The sequence below is a fragment of the Pseudoalteromonas sp. SR41-8 genome (assembly GCF_014163915.1).
In the GTDB taxonomy this organism is placed as follows: Bacteria; Pseudomonadota; Gammaproteobacteria; order Enterobacterales; family Alteromonadaceae; genus Pseudoalteromonas; species Pseudoalteromonas rhizosphaerae.
This window is the reverse complement of the sequence record NZ_JACJEE010000006.1, coordinates 107,198-124,125: the sequence shown is the minus strand read 5'-3', so window position 1 is coordinate 124,125 and position 16,928 is coordinate 107,198. Positions and strand designations below refer to the sequence as shown.

Below are 16,928 nucleotides of genomic sequence, written 5' to 3'. Positions count from 1 at the left end.
CAGGGATTAAGCTTGGCGTTTAAAATTATCTAAAATAATACCCGTTGCCATGGCTACATTGAGAGATTCTGCACCACCAAAAGCGGGGATGGTTATCTTATCTGTTACCAATGCTGCGCAAGCTTGACGTATTCCATGAGACTCACTACCCATTAACAAAACACCTTGACCTGTAAATTGAGTTTTATGCACGCTTTTTCCATCTAAAAAAGCGCCATAAATAGGTAAGTTTAAACCACTTAAATACGCAGGCAACTCAACTTGGCTCACTGAGACTCTAACAAACGAGCCCATAGTGGCGCTAATAGTTTTAGGGTTGTAAGCATCGGCACTATCTGTGCTGGTGACAATATGCTTGATCCCATACCAATCAGCTACTCTGATAATGGTACCTAAATTGCCCGGATCAGATACACCATCAAGGGCTAAGATTAAACCGCTTGCCTGCGGTGCACTCGCTGTTGGCATGTCAACTATAGCTATAGCGGCATTATTACTCACTAAAGTACTTGCTTTAGTTAACACATCTTCATCCGTTGCAATTAAGTTAACGTGTTGATACTTATCTTGATAGCTATCGATGAAGCTTTGCGTTGCAAAAACGTCTTTGGCTTTTAATGGACTATTTAGTAACTCTAATACGTTTTTTTCACCTTGAACAAGATATTGACTATATTGTTTACGGTACTTTTTTTGGCCAAGCTGGCGAATAAGTTTGAGTTGGTTTTTTGAAATCATAATAGCCCCATTAAATTATCTGCTCAGTATACCAGAGATGATTTAAAGTGCAGCCCTACAAACATTAAAACCAATAAAATCACACTACAAACAACAAGCTAGGATAATGATAAAGATTGTTTTCATTACCAAAAAAAGGTAAATTTACAAAAAACAGCATGGATATATTTTTTTAATGGAATCAACACACCCAACCCCAGACGAGCCTAACAAAACAAACACCCAAAGTGCATCGCCAATTTTTAGCGGGAAGGTACAATTTAAGGGTAAAGCTGCTGAGTATTTTGGTATTTGGATTGTCAATATTTTACTCAGCGTTATTACACTCGGTATTTACTCAGCATGGGCAAAAGTACGCACATACCGCTACTTTTATGGTCACACACGTATAGACGGACACGGCTTTGACTACTTAGCAACACCGATGCAAATTTTAAAAGGCCGTATTTTAGCGGTGGCGGTTTTTTTAATTTATACCTTTGCCACCAGCTTCTTACCTATTATTGGTTTATTGTTTGCTATTGGATTTCTATTTCTAATGCCATGGATTATTAACCAAGGCCTACGGTTTAATATGCGTATGACTCGCCACCGAAATGTGTGTTTTTCGTTTCAAGGTAATTATGGCGAAGCCTTTGTTAACTTTATCCTACTGCCGATTGCAAGCATATTTACTTTATATTTATTAATGCCTTATGTTTTAAAGCGTATCGACAGCTATATTCACAGTAACATTAGCTACGGCGACAAACCACTGACGGTGAACTTAAAAGGTGAAACCTATTACCTCACAGCACTTATTTGTTTTGTAGTTAGTTCTATCACTATGGTGATATTTATGGCCATTTTAGGTTTTTTTGGTCTCGATTTACTAAACGCAGAAAACCAACAAAATATACAAGACCCATCTGCGATGATAATTATGTTTGCTGCTTTAATGGCCGCTTATGTGTTTATGATTACTATAGTAACTGCTGTGTGGAAAGCTGCTATCCGTAACCATATTATTGATAATAGCCAGTTTGAAGGTGTAGCAACGTTTAAGTCAGAACTAAAACCTGTACCTTTTGCTATGTTACTTTTAACAAACATGCTCGCTATTATATTTTCTTTAGGACTTGCTTACCCGTGGACAAAAGTACGTACATCAAAAATGCTCGCTGATGTAACTACGGTGAATATTTATTCTGGCGCATTAAACTTAATCGATACTCAACAAGCACAGCAATCATCTTTCGCTGAAGAAGCTGCAAATGTATTTGATATAGACCTTTCATTAACTTAAGAGCTCATCATGCATGTAAAAGGACATTACTTTCCTAAGGCATCGAGTAATTATCAAGAGTGTGTCGCAAGTATTAGCGACACACATATTGACATAAAACACGATGAATACATTATAACTCGCCACGCCATTACTGAACTTAATTTAAATTCAGGTATGGCTGGTCTTGCCGACGAGTTAAGCTTTACCGATGGCAGTCGATTTATTCCACTAGATGTAAATTACAGGTGGCCATTTAAATCAAATAATCATCAGATAATGGAACGCCTAGAAAAAAGTAAATGGGCTATTTTAGCTGCCGTTATACTTACACCACTGTTTATGTGGCTAGCGCTTTACAAAGCAGTGCCAGCAATTGCGGTTTATAGCATAGATACACTGCCGCATAATGTGATTAATCAAATGGGTGAACAAAGCTTTACGGTGATTAAAAAGTTAGCGCTCGATGATAGCGAATTGCCGGTTGAACAACAAACTAAGATACAACAACATTTTAATACCATGCTTGAGCAACTATCACTTGATAAATCGATATATCGATTATCTTTTTATAAATCTGAACATTTTGGCGCTAATGCATTTGCACTACCGCATGGACGTATTGTGATAACAGATGAGCTTGTTAATTTACTTGTCGATCAACCCAATGCCCTAAAAGCAGTATTACTACACGAAATAGGCCATATAGTACACCAGCATAGTGTGCGCATTACTGCGCAATCAGCTGCAAGTACAATTGTATTAGCGGTAATATTTGGTGACTTAGAAGGTATTGCAGAAGTTGCTCTGGGGACTGGCGCGTCATTTGCACAGCAAGGTTTTTCAAGGGATATGGAACGCGAGGCCGACAGTTTTGCGTTAACGCAATTGGAGTATTTAGGGTACTCAAGTAACGACTTTGCCGATGCAATAGAGACACTCCAATATAGCCATACCAGTGAAAACGAGCACCTTAAAAAAGTGAATAATTTACTCGAGTATTTATCTAGCCACCCAAGTGCACAAGAGCGAATAGATAATGCCAGAGAATAACTTACTTTATATGCAACTTGCCCGCGGTGTAGTAGCATTAACATGGATATATCATGGTTTTTTCCCAAAGCTTTATCATATAGCCCCTCTTGAAAAGCTTATGACCGGCAGTGCGGGTTTTTCAACTGAGGTGTCTGATTTTATTACCCGCTCAGCAGGTGTTGGAGAAATTATTTTTGGCCTGTGTTTAGCTTTATTTTATAAAAATAAATACTTAGTTATTTTAAACATTTTAGCGCTTAGTGGACTCTTGCTTGCTGTGATAATAATGCAACCACAACTACTTATTGAAGCGTTTAACCCTGTTACAACTAACGTACCACTTATTGTGTTAAGTATTATTTGGTTAAAAGAAATAACTATTACAAATAATACGAGCCTGTAAAACAAAAGGGTATGCGTTGGCATACCCTTTGTTGTAAAACTCTATTTATAACATCAATACTTATGCTTTAATGCCCACAAATGCAGTAGCTCACTAGCAATAGTGGCTGCAGCAATCGCAGTAAGCTCACTTTGGTCGTACGAAGGTGATACTTCAACAACATCCATACCAATCATATTAATGCCTTTAAGGGCACGTAATATCTTAAGTACTTTATCTGATGTTAATCCACCACATACCGGTGTTCCAGTACCAGGGGCAAACGCCGGATCTAAGCAATCAATGTCAAAAGTGATATACACAGGTAAATCACCTACTCTCGCTTTAATCTGCTCAGCAATCGTTTGCGCCGATAAATCATTGGCGGCCATCGCATCAATCACTGCAAACTCGTGTTTGCTTTGATCAAAATCAGTACGAATACCAATTTGGATACTATGATCAACATCAATCAGCCCTTCCATCGGCGCATGGTAAAACATGGTCCCGTGGTCGTAGCGTGAGCCATTACTATAAGTATCAGTATGGGCATCAAAATGCACCAACGCCATTTTACCAAAGCGCTTAGCGTGAGCACGTAACAACGGTAAAGTTACAAAGTGATCGCCCCCTAAACCTAAAATTGCTTTACCTTGGCTTAAAATACCCGTCGCAGCTTGTTCAAGCTTAGCGGTAAAGTATTCAGCGTCACCGACAGGGTAAGTAAAATCTCCAGCATCAGCCAGTTTTAGGCGTTCGAACAATTTGAACGTCCATGGGTATTTTGTTTCTTCCCATGCTAAATGCACTGATGCACGACGAATCGCATCAGGGCCTAAACGCGCACCTGGACGTCCTGAGGTTGCCATATCAAATGGCAAACCTAACACCACAACATCAGCATTGATGTCAGTAATATTTTGTACCATTGGCTGACGTAAGAACGTCATGCCATTGGAATACAATGAGTGATCTGGATGATCAAACAAAGTGGTCATATTAAAGCTCTTCTAAATAAGTATAACCGTCTAAACCTGCTTGCAATTCATCAAGCACACTTTGCTGCTCATCTGCTGGTAATTTTGCAGCCACTAGCTGTGCGTACGATGATTGAAAACCTTCTACATCAAGATGAACATAGCGCATCATGTCAGCTACAGTGTCACCTTGGTTTATTTCTACAATGCTTGCGTCGCCTTGCTCATCCATGTGTACCATTGCACTGTGGGTGTCGCCAAATAGGTTATGCATGTCACCTAAAATTTCTTGGTATGCCCCCACTAAGAAAAAGCCCATTAAATAGGGTTTTTCAGCACTAAATGCCGGCACTGGTAAGGTACTCTCAATGCCTTGCCCATCAACGTAATGATCTAGTGCACCGTCAGAGTCACAGGTAATATCTAACAATACTGCGCGTCTTTGTGGTGCCTCAGTTAAGCCACTTAATGGCAATACCGGAAATACTTGGTCGATTCCCCACGCATCAGGCAATGACTGAAACAATGAGAAATTAACAAAAAACTTATCCGCTAAACGGGCATTAAGTTCATCTATTATCGGGCGATGAAAACGGTTTTTGTTATCCATGTGTTTATTAAGCTCATAACACACACGTAAATTTATTTGCTCAGCCCAGGCGCGTTGAGTTAAATCTAATAATCCCATCGCAAACTGGTTATGTGCTTCAGCTAAATCACCTTGGCTATCATGATATATCTCAATTAATGCACGGTCGTCTGTCAGCACATGAAGTTGCTGCCACGACAGCCACATGTTATTAAGCAATAATGGCGCGTCATCTGCTGGCGCTTGAATTTCTTCAGGCTCATAACTTTCAGTGCCAATCACATTAGAGATAAGCACTGCATGATGCGCTGTTAATGCACGCCCAGACTCAGAAATAATAGTCGGGAATGGTTGCTCGTACTGCTTACAAATATCACCAATGGTGTAGACAATATTATTTGCATACTCAGCTAAGCTATAGTTCATCGAGTTGTGAGACTGGCTCCGTGTACCGTCGTAATCAACCGCTAAACCGCCACCGACATCTAAACATTCAATTTGTGCACCGAGTTTGCGTAGTTCACAATAAAAACGCGCCGCTTCGCTAACACCTAAACGCACATCGCGAATATTCGCCATTTGCGAGCCTAAGTGAAAATGCACCAACTGAACTAAATCAAGTTGTTCAGTCTCTTTTAAACGATTAACAACATGTAATACTTGTGAAGCGGATAAACCAAATTTTGATTTTTCACCGCCGCTAGCTTGCCATTTTCCTTTACCCTGCGACGCTAAGCGCACGCGAATACCAATACGCGGTTTTACGTTCAGCTCTTTAGCTTGGCTTAGTACCATGTCCAGCTCAGACAGTTTCTCAAGTACGATGTACACTTTATGGCCTAACTTTTCGCCAATTAATGCTAAGCGCACATATTCTTTGTCTTTGTAGCCATTACACACAATCACTGCACTGGTTTTTTCAGCTAATGCCAATACTGTTAATAGCTCAGGCTTACTGCCCGCCTCTAAACCGAGTTGTTTCTTTTCTACGTTCGCTTGGCTTGCAACAATTTCTTCGACCACTTCGCGCTGTTGGTTTACTTTAATTGGATAAACAAGCAAGTAATCTTTTGGATAACCATAGCTTTCAATCGCAGTATTAAATGCAGCACATAAGCTGTGCACGCGGTGATGCAAAATTTGTGGAAAACGAACCAACGCAGGTAAACTCAAGCCTTTATCTTCAAGTTGTTTTGCAATATCAATAAGTGCGATGGTTTGCTCTGGGGCATCAGCCTTGGGCGCAACATACACATCACCTTGATCATTAATACCAAAAAAACCTTGGCTCCAATGACGAACATTGTAACTCGTGCGAGCTTGTTCTAGTGATGTTGTCTCTTTCATTTATCTTTCTCTTTTATTTGATGAATGCCTTGCGGCTGTTGCGCGCATTAAAGGAAAAATAGCTTATCAAGTCCAACAAGTATTTTTGCTCGTAACGAGTGAGTTTTAGTGTCGATAACAACGGCCCTTTTATTTGTTGGGCACTGGAGTATTTAGTATAAAAAATAGAAGGCTTAAAAGGGAATATATATATAAAAGTTAGCCGAAAACGTGACTCTCAATGATAAAAGTGGCGCTGACCAAGGCCATTTAAGCATATAAATGTCGACTTATATCCGTGTATAAGCCGTAGTTATGTAGGAGATTAAATCGATGAAGTACTCAAAAACTAAAACACAAAGCGTAGGCAGTTTCTAGCCACTAATTAGCCTTATTGACTGAGCCCTAACTCCATAAACAAGCTATGTGGATTATCGGTATAATTACCAAAACTTGCACAGCGTTTAAAACCTAAATTTTCATACAGACTAATCGATTCAGCCTGTTTCGGGCCTGTTTCTAAGCGGATCAAAGGGATCTCTTCTTCGCCAGCATGATGCAATAAAATTTGCATTATACGCCGAGACAAGCCTTTACCACGATGACTTGGTTTGACATATAGACGGCGTATTTCACCATAAGGTACTGTGTCAAACTGTCTGACAATCGCACCACATGCAACAATACCCTCCTCGCTTTTTAAGCCAATGGCGTACACATTAGCTTGACCAAGCTCACTCACCGACAGCGATTGCGCCGTGGCTACTGGGTACAGAGAATTTATAAGCCTATCGATATCAGAAAAAACATTAATCACATCCGGATCATCAGGGGTTAAGTCGACTAACTGCATAAAAGCTCTAATTATATTTATTGTTTGATAACAAACTATACCGAATTGTTGCAAATGAACAACCCAGAACTATGGATTTTTCATTTATTTGCTGTCTTATTAGTCACGACTTTGTCGTATGTCAAAATAACAGCATTTAGCTATTTTCTAAAAAGTAGCAAACACGTCAAGATAATAGTTTGCTGTGGTGTTAAACGTTAGCGACTTTTATAAAAATACGGGTTAAAAAATAAATTAACGACTAAAGCTTTAACGCCCTGCGTCGATAAATAGCTAAGTTAACGTTAAAGGAATAACAATGAAACTCCCCAATCTTGGTCAAGCGCAGCAAATAGCTTTGCAAACGGTGTCGGCCAATCGCGCCACGGAGTTTAAAGCCGCCGCTTCTCTTGTCGAACCACAAGATCACTTTTCAACGCTCGAAGACGCAGCAATTACGCCCCTTTATGATCCATTTAAAGGCCGCAAACTTAATCAAGATTACACCCCCTCTTCTTACATTGGTATGAACCGTTATAGAGTCACCTCTAGCACCACCATTAACATAGGTGAACCGATTAAAGAACCGACCTATCGCTATGGTGACTTTACAGATCCCGATGATATAAATGCTTTTTTAGATCAAGTAGACCGGCTTGAAGGTGAACATAAATTTATGTTCCAACACCTAAAACCAACACAAGAACTACTTGATTTGGTGCAAAAAATGAGTGATGAAGAGCTTGCTGTATTTAGTCAATTTGTTGTTACAACATCTAGCTATCACTTTGGCACAGAAAACAACAACAGCAGTGCACAGTTAATTTCAGCTTTAAGCAAACTGTCAGATGATGCCTTGAGCAGTACCCTCGCAACAATGGATAAATTATTACAACAAGGGAATGATTATAAGAAGCCGGTGTCACCATTAGGTGAAAATGAGCATGGTAATGAAAGAGTCGAAATGATAAGTATGCCTGAAACCATAAACTGGTTTAAATCAAACTATAAGGCTAACAGTGCAAAATATGAATTGGCAAATGACTACACCAATTTATTAATAGAAAAAAACCTCAGCGAAGATCAACTTATGCAGTTAAATGACCACTTATCTGACAGTACGCTTACACAAAGCAGTGGTATCATCGACATGATTAGCTTAGTTAAAAACCACCAAACGGATGATGTATTGGCAATGCTCAATGAAGTTGATAAAGACCGTGAACCTAACATATTTAGTTACCTTGCACAGCAAACTAATTATCAAGCCAATAAGCAGTATTACCAAATGGATAATGGTAAGTTTGTTGCACAGCAAGATAATATTAGCTCTGACTCTAATAGACGTGAGCTTTATAGCAATATCTTAAACGCCTATAACGACATTGGCATGGGCTGGATAAACGATACGCTAGAGCAATTTACAGGGAGTCCCGCACAGATCCAAAACGAATTATGGCAAACACTACTTGATGATAAGGAAAAAATGCCAGAGCAGTTTACTCGCTCAGATTCGGTTGAGGCATGGGCAATAAATAATATTGATCGGATAGAAGGTGCATTTCACGTAAAACAAATGAATAAAATTTATGATTATAATAGCGAGCGACTAGTTCCTAATTTAATCGCCAAACTCAGTTTTTTTAGTAGTGGTAATATTCACAGTTCAGCTGATAGTAAAGAGCCCAAAACTGACTAATTCTAAATCAATCAACTGTAGTCAAAGAACTTGCGATGCTCTGCTCCGGCTAAGTTGGCATTCACCTTATTAGGGTGTTTATACTCACGCCAGTTTGCCACATTACGGCCAACATTTAATTTCGCAAAGTCAGTATCGCCCTCAGGCGACATTCCCAAAAACTGTTTTAGCTTCAACAGGCCGCCAGGTTCGCTGACATCAAGAGATAAAAAATCATCACGGCCTTTGAAATAATGAAACACTGCGTGTTGATGTTTAGTATAACAATCGGCTAACTCGCGCTCACTCAACGGGTAAATAGAGGGAAACGTTTGATGAAAGCTGCGCTTTAGAACCGGACTAAAGTGCCCTGTTTTAAGATCAAGATGTGGCGCCATTTTTTCAAGCAGCATCGTGATGGATGGCAACCATGCTTTTAGGTCTCGGTTTAAATAAATAAACTTAGCACCAGGAAATAACCCATCTAAATGCATATAGTCACTAAAACACGGTGCGTCAGATATAGCATCAGCCATTTCAAACGCTTTTTTAGTAAACGCGGTATGCGCAACCAACAAGCCCATTTCTAACAACGCAACACTGATGCTCGTGGTGCCGGTTCGAGGCAGACCGATAATAAATATCTTAGACATCTAACGTCACTCATTTTTAAAAGGCTGCTAGTATATACCTAAATGACAGCATCACCCACAGAGCAACAACATAGTTAAGCGGTAGTTTAACCGCAAGCTCCCTTATTTATTATCCATATTACTACGGTGCCCATAACTCAATACTCGAGTAATTTCTAATTTGTCGCCTAAGTCATGCCAAAGCATCACAAAATCAGCTTTACCGTCACATTTATTGCCGCCATTTTGACAGAATATGTGAGTTCCTTTGGTCATCACACCAAAATCTTTAATGGTAAACACTTCAAACGTGCCGCTGACCAACTCCCGCGTATACTTGCCACATGCATATTGTTTAGTATTAGCTATCATGGAATTGCGATCCCAGGTAACTCCACCGTTATCATGATAAAACTCAACACCTTCCGCGAAGTAGCTCGCGTGCTTAGCAAGTTGTACTGGGTTATTACAATGATTAAAAGAATCAAAAAGTGCTGTATCTAAACGCATCATTTTACTTTGCAAATCAGTAACATCAGCCTGACTTACCAGCGGCATTAGTAACAATGCAAACAGATATAACTTTTTCATAGTCATTTAAAGCTTCCTGCGTAATAAACGAGCCGATAACATCTCTCGTTTAATTTATTATTGTTTATATATAAACCATATCCCAGTGTTTGTTGCGATTCAATCAGTAACTCCGATTTTTCTATCAATATAAAGATAATACTTTTTAGACCATACACTCTATTGCTCATTAGATATTAAACACTTTGTTACGCAAAAATACTGTTCAAAATATCTGAGCAATTTATACTGAGGGCAATGTCGATATGATCAGAGGTTTTAGCGTGCAGTTTACACAAGGTATGGAATATTTTTTTTCGGGCTTCAAATTAATTACCCAAAAAGGCTTGAAGCGATTTGTATTTATTCCTTTATTAATCAATATCGTGCTTTTTGGTAGCTCATTATTCTTTTTATATGGCTGGCTTACCGATGGGTTTGCTTATTTAAATGATCTATTACCAACGTGGTTAAGTTGGCTGGAGTGGCTGATGTGGCCTATTGCAGTATTAGTGATTTTATTTAGCTACAGTATGCTGTTTTCGGTGATCACTAATTTCATTGCCGCGCCCTTTAATGGCTTACTCAGTGAAAAAGTAGAGCTGTATTTAACCGGGCAAAAAATTAATGATGATGGCTTAGCGGAGATAGTGAAAGATGTGCCACGAATGCTTGGCCGTGAGTGGACTAAGTTGTGCTATTACCTACCACGTGCCATTGGCTTTTTTATCTTGCTATGGATATTACCTGTTATCGGCCAAGTGTTATGGGTGATGTTTACCTGTTGGATGTATGCAGTGCAATACAAAGATTATCCGTTTGATAATCACAAAATTTGCTTTAAAGAAATGAAAGAAGACTTAAAACAAAAACAAACTCTCTCGTATGGATTCGGCTTAGCAGTATTGTTGCTTACAGCCATTCCTATCGTGAATTTAATTGTTATGCCTGTCGCTGTGTGCGGCGCAACTCGCTTGTGGGTTGATCAATACCGCCCTAACTACCGCGAATAAAAAGCTCAGAGGGGACGACAATATAAGCCATTATTAAGTCCCCTATTTGCAGCACTTTTTACACTAAAACTTGCCGTGTATTAGCAATGAAATGATGCACTTCGCGCTCAATTTTAGGATCAACTGGCTGCTCTGGAGCGCGATCATTTGGGCATGGCATCCTTGGAGTTGTGCCAAACAAACGACAAATTAATGGCCGTTCATCATATACAGTGCATCCCTTTGGACCTAAGTGTACACAATTAAATTCATTTAATGCCGCTTCGTGCTCTGCATCGCTTTTTACCGGTAATCGCGACATTTCTTCAGATGATGTTGTCACTGGACCGCAGCAATCATGGCAACCTTCAACACATTCAAACGATGGAATGTTAGCGCGTAATCGCAAGATTACTTTTTGGTTTTTGTACATTTATATTTACCTTTTATTATGCTGTGCATTCATGCCGCAACTTAACTAATTCTCCATAATCCCTATATTACGCGTTATGTGCAGTAACTTGCAATGCTATGTTAGTGTAGACTTACGCCATAACGTAAAAGCACAGCTAATGCTGTGCTTTTATATATCTAAACTTTACAAGCTTATTAACTATATAGACTTTGTGGCACTTTCGTGACGTTCAAATGAACAGTTACTTCTTCCCTATCGTGATAAAGATGCTTAGCTTGTAATTCATAGCTTATACCGTATTTATTAAGCTCTTCTTTGATCATCGTTAAGCACTCATAAACACTGTCAAAGCGCTTTTTCATTGGCAGCTTTAAGTTAAAGATAAGTTCTTTCGCGTATGCGTTGACCGCCCAATCAATCATAAGACTGGTTACTTTGGTTGGTTTTTCTACCATATCGCATACTAACCAAGTAATATTTCTTTTCTCAGGGCGGTATTTAAAACCATCAACACGAAAGTGCTTAACTTGACCTGTTTGCATTAAATCATCATTCATTGGGCCGTTATCAATGGCGCTAACAAACATACCGCGACGCACTAGTTGATACGTCCAACCACCTGGGCAGGCACCTAAGTCAACACTGCGCATACCGGCTTGAACTCGCGCTTCACGATCTTTTTCCGCAATAAACACATTAAACGCTTCATCCAGTTTTAAGGTCGAGCGACTCGGTGCATCACTTGGCATTCTTAGTCGTAATATTCCCATAAAAAATGGGGAATTATTATAACTATATGAATGACCAACAAACGCGGTGTTATTAGTTAAAAACATGATGTGCATTACGGGACGATTGGCTTTAGGTTCGCGTAACACGGTGTTTTGTTTCTCTAAAGCCTTTTTAAGTGGGGTAGAGATTTTTTTGCAGAAAGTTAACAGCTCCTTGCCTTCATTGGTATCGGGTGTTTCTACCCGTAGCTCTGAGCAAAGTGGAAAATCGACCGCTGATTTTACTATTTCGCCAACACGGTCTTCGACGGGCATGTTTTCAAGTAAAGTGCCGGCAAACCACTGACGGGCAAATACCATATTTTTGAAATCAACCTTTTTGATGATTTCATCACTATGCTGCGCTTCAAAACATTCGTAAATAACATAGCCGGTATTTGGCTTTGCTTTTACATACCCAGCAAAACCTTGCTCTGCGGCATGAAATGTTATTTCTGCAGCGGCATCATTTTCAAAACCACTACGGCAGTAAATCACTACACTTGACATAAAAACCCTTTAATTGCTCTTTTGAGCGATATTCTCTATTAAAATTTAAACCGTGCTACTTGCACTAATAAAATAGTCCAACCAATAATAAAACATAAACCACCAACGGGTGTGATGGGGCCAAGCCACTTATAACCGGTGATTGCTAATAAATATAAACTGCCACTAAACAACAAAATACCAGCAATAATAAACCAACCAGCCGATGTGAGATTAATTCCCCATTTTATTAAAATGGCAATCGCAATTAACGCAAGGCCATGCACCATCTGATACTCTGCCGCAGTTTTAAATACGCCAATAGCATATTCAGAAACACGGCTTTTTAAACCATGAGCCGCAAAGGCGCCCAACACCACTGATAGCATGCAAAATAAACTGCCAGTCATTAAAAATAGTTTAATCATGATTTTTTTCCTGCTAAAGATGCCTTTAAATATGCTGTTTAATAAAACTAGCAGCGTGCTCAGCGGCAGTTTGCACATTACCTAACTCTGTAAAGCCACTGCGTTTGCGTGGTTTTAAGGAATGATCGCCATCAGCTAGCCACACAAACTCTGGGCGTTTATCCAGTTGTAGCTGTGTTAATTCGTCACGGGTACCAAATGTATCGCGCTCGCCTTGGAGCACCATAAACGGGCATGGTATTTTACCAAAATGATCAATGCGTAATTTATCAGGCTTGCCTGGTGGATGAAATGGATAGCCAAATGCCAATACGCCTGAAATTGTTGGCATTGTTACTCGCTCTTCACTGACAAGCATTGATGCCATCCGCCCGCCCATTGACTTGCCACCAATAAATATCGGTAAGCTTGGCTGTACAAAGGTTAATATATGCTCAAAGTATTGCAGTAATTTAGGCGCACGATCTGGCGGGCGACGCTTATTGGTTTGCTTGGCTATTTGCATATATTCAAAGTCAAATAAGCCAACATCAATACCTTGCTCTGCCAGCAAGCTTGCCATTTTCTGCATAAATTCTGAATCACTAGCGGCTCCAGCACCATGGGCAAAAATAAATTGTGCCAAAGCGGGTTGTTGGTCACTTTTAATCCATTCGATAGTCATATTAATACTCTTGCTCTTGTTCGACTAAACTCAGCATCCACTGCTTAAACGATACTATTTTTCCTAATTCAGATTGCGTTTCACGACTTACTAAATAGTATGCATTTTTACTTTCTAAACTGTGGTTAAACGGAATAACTAAACGTCCTGCATCAATATCAGGTTTAGCAAGCACACTGTTACCAATAGCAACCCCTTGACCATGCACAGCTGCTTGCAGCACCATTGATGAGTGACTGAATATTGGTCCTTGGTTTACTTGCACATTACGTACACCGGCGGTTTTCATCCACGTTTTCCAGTTCTTACGGGTGGTATCGTGTAATAAAGTATGGTTTGCCAAATCACTTGGCTGATCCAGCGGCTTTGGCCCTGTTAATAGCATAGGGCTACACAAAGGTACTAAGTATTCGGTATGCAGTTTATGCGTTTGCACGCCACTCCAATGACCACGGCCATAATAAATAGCCACATCAACATCATCGGTGAGTGAGTTTTCGTCTTGATCTTGGGCTTTTATTCGTACATCTATCTCAGGGTGCAGTTCGTTAAATAAGCTCAAGCGTGGCACTAACCATTGAATAGCAAAGCTGGGCGTTAAACTCACGGTTAATGAGCCTTTTGCACCACGGGCTAATAGCTTTTCGGTAGCATCAATTAGCTGAGTAAATATTTCTTTAATATCTAAAAAGTAACCTTGGCCTTCTTCGGTGAGTAATAAAGAACGGTTTTTTCGCAAAAATAGTTTTAAGCCAAGATGCTCTTCTAAAGTTTTTATTTGATGACTTACCGCCGCCTGTGTGACGTATAACTCTTCAGCCGCTTTAGTAAAACTCAAATGGCGAGCAGCAGCTTCAAATGCTTTTAATGCGTTTAGTGGCGGAACACGTCGAGACATAGTGATCAAACTTAGAATTAGTTTTTCTTATGGATAAGATTATATACACATGCCAAGGAAGTGTATATTCAAGACATAAAAAAAGCGACTTTCGTCGCTTTTCTTATCACGCTTTGCGATTACAAGTCGCTGGCGCTGGTATCCAATGGGCCAAAGCTTTTAACTAAATCATCCACGGCTTTCATTTGACTTAAATAACCTTCCAACTTACTTAATGCAAGTGCACATGGGCCATCACATTTCGCTTCATTAGGATTAGGGTGCGCTTCAATAAATAAACCCGCTAACCCTAATGCCATGCCGCTACGAGCAAGCTCTGCCGCTTGTGCACGACGACCATCGGCAGAATCACTGCGCCCACCTGGACGTTGTAAAGCATGAGTGGCATCAAAAATAACCGGAGCCATTGGTTTCATGTCATCCATACCCAGCATATCAACGACTAAGTTATTATAACCAAAGCTTGAGCCACGCTCGCACAATACAACATTGTTATTACCCGCTTCATTAAATTTAGTAATGATGTGGCGCATTTCGTGCGGGGCTAAAAATTGTGGCTTTTTAACATTAATAATTGCGCCCGTTTTCGCCATTGCGACCACTAAATCTGTTTGGCGCGCCAAAAATGCTGGTAATTGGATCACATCAACCACTTCTGCCACAGGCGCTGCTTGATGCGGCTCATGGACGTCAGTGATCAAAGGAACATTAAACGTTTTTTTAATTTCTTCAAAAATCCTTAAGCCTTCTTCCATGCCAGGACCACGGTATGAATTAATTGATGAACGGTTTGCTTTATCAAATGACGCTTTAAACACATAAGGAATATTAAGCTTAGTGGTCACTTCTACATAATGCTCGGCGATACGCATTGCTAAATCACGAGACTCAAGTACATTCATGCCACCGAACAATACAAACGGTTTTTCGTTTGCCAGTTCAATATCATTAATTTTAATTAAATGGTTGTTCATTTTTATTCCTTAAGGTGCAACTGCTTGCATCATTAAACCACAAATATATGCCATATACGTGCCTACGCCATAGCCCAGAACGGCTAATAATACCCCAACTGGCGCAAGCGATGGGTGAAATGCCGAAGCAACCACAGGTGCCGATGCCGCACCGCCCACATTCGCTTGTGAGCCAACGGCCATATAAAATAGCGGCGCTTTAATTATTTTTGCCACAATTAACATTAAACTGGCGTGGGTAAGCATCCAAATTAAGCCAATGACGAAATACATAGGCGATTCAAATATAGCCGTAATATTCATATGAAGGCCAATTGATGCCACTAAAATATACAAAAAGCTGGAGGCTACTTTAGATGCGCCAAAGGCTTCAATATGACGTACTTTAGTAAACGACAATGCAATACCTATGGTCGTCGAAATAACAATTAACCAAAAGAACTTGCTGTTTAAGCTATATTCTTGTGCCCATGGAAAATTAGCGCCAAAGTAAGGTCCTAAAAAGTCTGCACAAAAATGCGCAAGACCGGTAATACCAAATGCAATTGCAATGATCAGCATATAATCATTGAGTGTTGGCAGACGTGCGTGCTCGGCTTGGTATTTTTCAACGCGATTTTTTAACTCTTCAATCGCGCTAGTATCCGCGCCTGTTTTCGCATCAATGGCTTTATGGTTGGCAGCCATTAACAGTAATACTGCCATCCATAAATTAGCGACAATCACATCTACCGTAACCATTGCTGAGAATATATCTCCGCCAACTTCAAACATTTCTTTCATCGATGCTTGGTTTGCACCACCACCAATCCAGCTTCCAGCAATCGTGGTCATGCCACGCCATACTGCATCAGGGCCATGACCACCGACTGCTTCTGGATACACTGCGCTCATGATCAAAATGGCCAACGGGCCGCCGATCACAATACCCGCAGTACCGGTTAAAAACATAATTAATGCTTTCGGACCAAGATTAATAATGGCACGTAAATCAATACTAATGGTCAGTAAAATTAAGCACGCCGGAAGCAAGTAACGTGATGCTACAAAGTACACATTAGATGAATGACCATCAACAATGCCAAAAGTATTCAATAGTGAAGGTAAAAAATAGCACAGTAATAATGCTGGGACATATTTGTAAAACTTTTTCAGTGCGCTATTTTGACTGTTCGATGTTTTAAAAATAAAGCCTAATATTACTGCTAATAAACCAAAGACAACCGCGTCATTGGTGATCAGGGCAGTATGGGCGTCAGCCATGTAAATTCCTTA

General features: G+C 40.0%; 17 protein-coding genes and 1 pseudogene. 5 read left to right on the top strand and 13 right to left on the bottom strand.

Going from position 1 to position 16,928, the window contains the following annotated elements:
• Positions 1-6: 6 nt before the first annotated feature.
• On the bottom strand, positions 7-738 hold the full coding sequence (locus H5162_RS06275) for an RNA methyltransferase (RefSeq protein ID WP_182777961.1): 732 nt from the start codon (positions 736-738) through the stop codon (positions 7-9).
• A 175-nt stretch (positions 739-913) separates the two neighbouring features.
• Between H5162_RS06275 and H5162_RS06270 the strand changes: the two genes are divergently transcribed.
• From H5162_RS06270 to H5162_RS06260, 3 genes are read left to right on the top strand one after another with little or no spacing between them, the layout of a single operon-like run.
• The gene (locus H5162_RS06270) at positions 914-2,023 is read left to right on the top strand and encodes a YjgN family protein (protein WP_182777960.1); all 1,110 of its coding nucleotides are present in this window, start codon (positions 914-916) and stop codon (positions 2,021-2,023) included.
• 9 nt (positions 2,024-2,032) lie between these two features.
• A complete protein-coding gene (locus H5162_RS06265; protein WP_145240673.1) occupies positions 2,033-3,055 on the top strand; it encodes a M48 family metallopeptidase in 1,023 nt (340 codons plus the stop codon).
• A complete protein-coding gene (locus H5162_RS06260) occupies positions 3,042-3,440 on the top strand; it encodes a DoxX-like family protein (RefSeq protein WP_145240671.1) in 399 nt (132 codons plus the stop codon). Before H5162_RS06265 ends, H5162_RS06260 begins: the two co-directional genes overlap by 14 nt.
• A gap of 53 nt (positions 3,441-3,493) precedes the next feature.
• Here H5162_RS06260 and speB read toward each other — a convergent pair whose 3' ends face one another.
• The 3 genes from speB to H5162_RS06245 form a co-directional block, all read right to left on the bottom strand.
• On the bottom strand, positions 3,494-4,417 hold the full coding sequence (gene speB, locus H5162_RS06255; RefSeq protein WP_145240669.1) for an agmatinase: 924 nt from the start codon (positions 4,415-4,417) through the stop codon (positions 3,494-3,496).
• A 1-nt stretch (position 4,418) separates the two neighbouring features.
• Complete coding sequence (speA, locus tag H5162_RS06250; protein WP_182777959.1) at positions 4,419-6,332, bottom strand: biosynthetic arginine decarboxylase; 1,914 nt, start codon at positions 6,330-6,332, stop codon at positions 4,419-4,421.
• A 370-nt stretch (positions 6,333-6,702) separates the two neighbouring features.
• Positions 6,703-7,164 carry an N-acetyltransferase gene (locus H5162_RS06245; protein ID WP_145240665.1) on the bottom strand — a complete coding sequence of 154 codons (462 nt, stop codon included), beginning with the start codon at positions 7,162-7,164 and terminating at the stop codon, positions 6,703-6,705.
• A 298-nt stretch (positions 7,165-7,462) separates the two neighbouring features.
• Between H5162_RS06245 and H5162_RS06240 the strand changes: the two genes are divergently transcribed.
• Complete coding sequence (locus H5162_RS06240; RefSeq protein WP_182777958.1) at positions 7,463-8,842, top strand: hypothetical protein; 1,380 nt, start codon at positions 7,463-7,465, stop codon at positions 8,840-8,842.
• A gap of 11 nt (positions 8,843-8,853) precedes the next feature.
• Here the strand turns inward: H5162_RS06240 and H5162_RS06235 are convergent.
• Positions 8,854-9,468: pseudogene (locus tag H5162_RS06235) on the bottom strand (sulfotransferase); the annotation flags it as partial.
• 108 nt (positions 9,469-9,576) lie between these two features.
• Complete coding sequence (locus H5162_RS06230) at positions 9,577-10,050, bottom strand: nuclear transport factor 2 family protein (protein ID WP_259398179.1); 474 nt, start codon at positions 10,048-10,050, stop codon at positions 9,577-9,579.
• Between the two features lie 275 nt (positions 10,051-10,325).
• Here H5162_RS06230 and cysZ point away from each other — a divergent pair, with 275 nt between their 5' ends.
• Positions 10,326-11,036, top strand: coding sequence for a sulfate transporter CysZ (gene cysZ, locus H5162_RS06225; RefSeq protein WP_220493073.1), 711 nt, complete (start codon positions 10,326-10,328; stop codon positions 11,034-11,036).
• A 58-nt stretch (positions 11,037-11,094) separates the two neighbouring features.
• On the opposite strand, the gene H5162_RS06220 is transcribed toward cysZ, so the two are convergent.
• The 7 genes from H5162_RS06220 to H5162_RS06190 form a co-directional block, all read right to left on the bottom strand.
• On the bottom strand, positions 11,095-11,448 hold the full coding sequence (locus tag H5162_RS06220; protein ID WP_145240659.1) for a YkgJ family cysteine cluster protein: 354 nt from the start codon (positions 11,446-11,448) through the stop codon (positions 11,095-11,097).
• A gap of 176 nt (positions 11,449-11,624) precedes the next feature.
• Positions 11,625-12,710: a 23S rRNA (cytidine(2498)-2'-O)-methyltransferase RlmM gene (gene rlmM / locus H5162_RS06215; protein ID WP_182777957.1), complete on the bottom strand. Its 1,086-nt coding sequence runs from the start codon at positions 12,708-12,710 to the stop codon at positions 11,625-11,627.
• A gap of 38 nt (positions 12,711-12,748) precedes the next feature.
• Entirely contained in the window at positions 12,749-13,117 is a 369-nt protein-coding gene (locus H5162_RS06210; RefSeq protein WP_179959144.1) for a DUF423 domain-containing protein, read from the bottom strand.
• A gap of 25 nt (positions 13,118-13,142) precedes the next feature.
• Positions 13,143-13,781, bottom strand: a complete 639-nt coding sequence (locus H5162_RS06205) for an alpha/beta family hydrolase (protein ID WP_182777956.1) — start codon at positions 13,779-13,781, stop codon at positions 13,143-13,145.
• A gap of 1 nt (position 13,782) precedes the next feature.
• The gene (locus H5162_RS06200) at positions 13,783-14,679 is read right to left on the bottom strand and encodes a transcriptional regulator GcvA (RefSeq protein ID WP_145240653.1); all 897 of its coding nucleotides are present in this window, start codon (positions 14,677-14,679) and stop codon (positions 13,783-13,785) included.
• A 119-nt stretch (positions 14,680-14,798) separates the two neighbouring features.
• A complete protein-coding gene (kdsA, locus tag H5162_RS06195) occupies positions 14,799-15,653 on the bottom strand; it encodes a 3-deoxy-8-phosphooctulonate synthase (protein ID WP_145240651.1) in 855 nt (284 codons plus the stop codon).
• 9 nt (positions 15,654-15,662) lie between these two features.
• Positions 15,663-16,916, bottom strand: coding sequence for a DUF819 domain-containing protein (locus tag H5162_RS06190; protein WP_145240649.1), 1,254 nt, complete (start codon positions 16,914-16,916; stop codon positions 15,663-15,665).
• Between the last annotated feature and the right edge of the window lie 12 nt (positions 16,917-16,928).

What these genes read in the sequence shown, in the direction of transcription:
- H5162_RS06275 (WP_182777961.1), bottom strand. Translation starts at nt 738, where the DNA reads ATGATTTCAAAAAACCAACTCAAACTTATTCGCCAGCTTGGCCAAAAA.
- H5162_RS06270 (WP_182777960.1), top strand. Translation starts at nt 914, where the DNA reads ATGGAATCAACACACCCAACCCCAGACGAGCCTAACAAAACAAACACC.
- H5162_RS06265 (WP_145240673.1), top strand. Translation starts at nt 2,033, where the DNA reads ATGCATGTAAAAGGACATTACTTTCCTAAGGCATCGAGTAATTATCAA.
- H5162_RS06260 (WP_145240671.1), top strand. Translation starts at nt 3,042, where the DNA reads ATGCCAGAGAATAACTTACTTTATATGCAACTTGCCCGCGGTGTAGTA.
- speB (WP_145240669.1), bottom strand. Translation starts at nt 4,417, where the DNA reads ATGACCACTTTGTTTGATCATCCAGATCACTCATTGTATTCCAATGGC.
- speA (WP_182777959.1), bottom strand. Translation starts at nt 6,332, where the DNA reads ATGAAAGAGACAACATCACTAGAACAAGCTCGCACGAGTTACAATGTT.
- H5162_RS06245 (WP_145240665.1), bottom strand. Translation starts at nt 7,164, where the DNA reads ATGCAGTTAGTCGACTTAACCCCTGATGATCCGGATGTGATTAATGTT.
- H5162_RS06240 (WP_182777958.1), top strand. Translation starts at nt 7,463, where the DNA reads ATGAAACTCCCCAATCTTGGTCAAGCGCAGCAAATAGCTTTGCAAACG.
- H5162_RS06230 (WP_259398179.1), bottom strand. Translation starts at nt 10,050, where the DNA reads ATGACTATGAAAAAGTTATATCTGTTTGCATTGTTACTAATGCCGCTG.
- cysZ (WP_220493073.1), top strand. Translation starts at nt 10,326, where the DNA reads ATGGAATATTTTTTTTCGGGCTTCAAATTAATTACCCAAAAAGGCTTG.
- H5162_RS06220 (WP_145240659.1), bottom strand. Translation starts at nt 11,448, where the DNA reads ATGTACAAAAACCAAAAAGTAATCTTGCGATTACGCGCTAACATTCCA.
- rlmM (WP_182777957.1), bottom strand. Translation starts at nt 12,710, where the DNA reads ATGTCAAGTGTAGTGATTTACTGCCGTAGTGGTTTTGAAAATGATGCC.
- H5162_RS06210 (WP_179959144.1), bottom strand. Translation starts at nt 13,117, where the DNA reads ATGATTAAACTATTTTTAATGACTGGCAGTTTATTTTGCATGCTATCA.
- H5162_RS06205 (WP_182777956.1), bottom strand. Translation starts at nt 13,781, where the DNA reads ATGACTATCGAATGGATTAAAAGTGACCAACAACCCGCTTTGGCACAA.
- H5162_RS06200 (WP_145240653.1), bottom strand. Translation starts at nt 14,679, where the DNA reads ATGTCTCGACGTGTTCCGCCACTAAACGCATTAAAAGCATTTGAAGCT.
- kdsA (WP_145240651.1), bottom strand. Translation starts at nt 15,653, where the DNA reads ATGAACAACCATTTAATTAAAATTAATGATATTGAACTGGCAAACGAA.
- H5162_RS06190 (WP_145240649.1), bottom strand. Translation starts at nt 16,916, where the DNA reads ATGGCTGACGCCCATACTGCCCTGATCACCAATGACGCGGTTGTCTTT.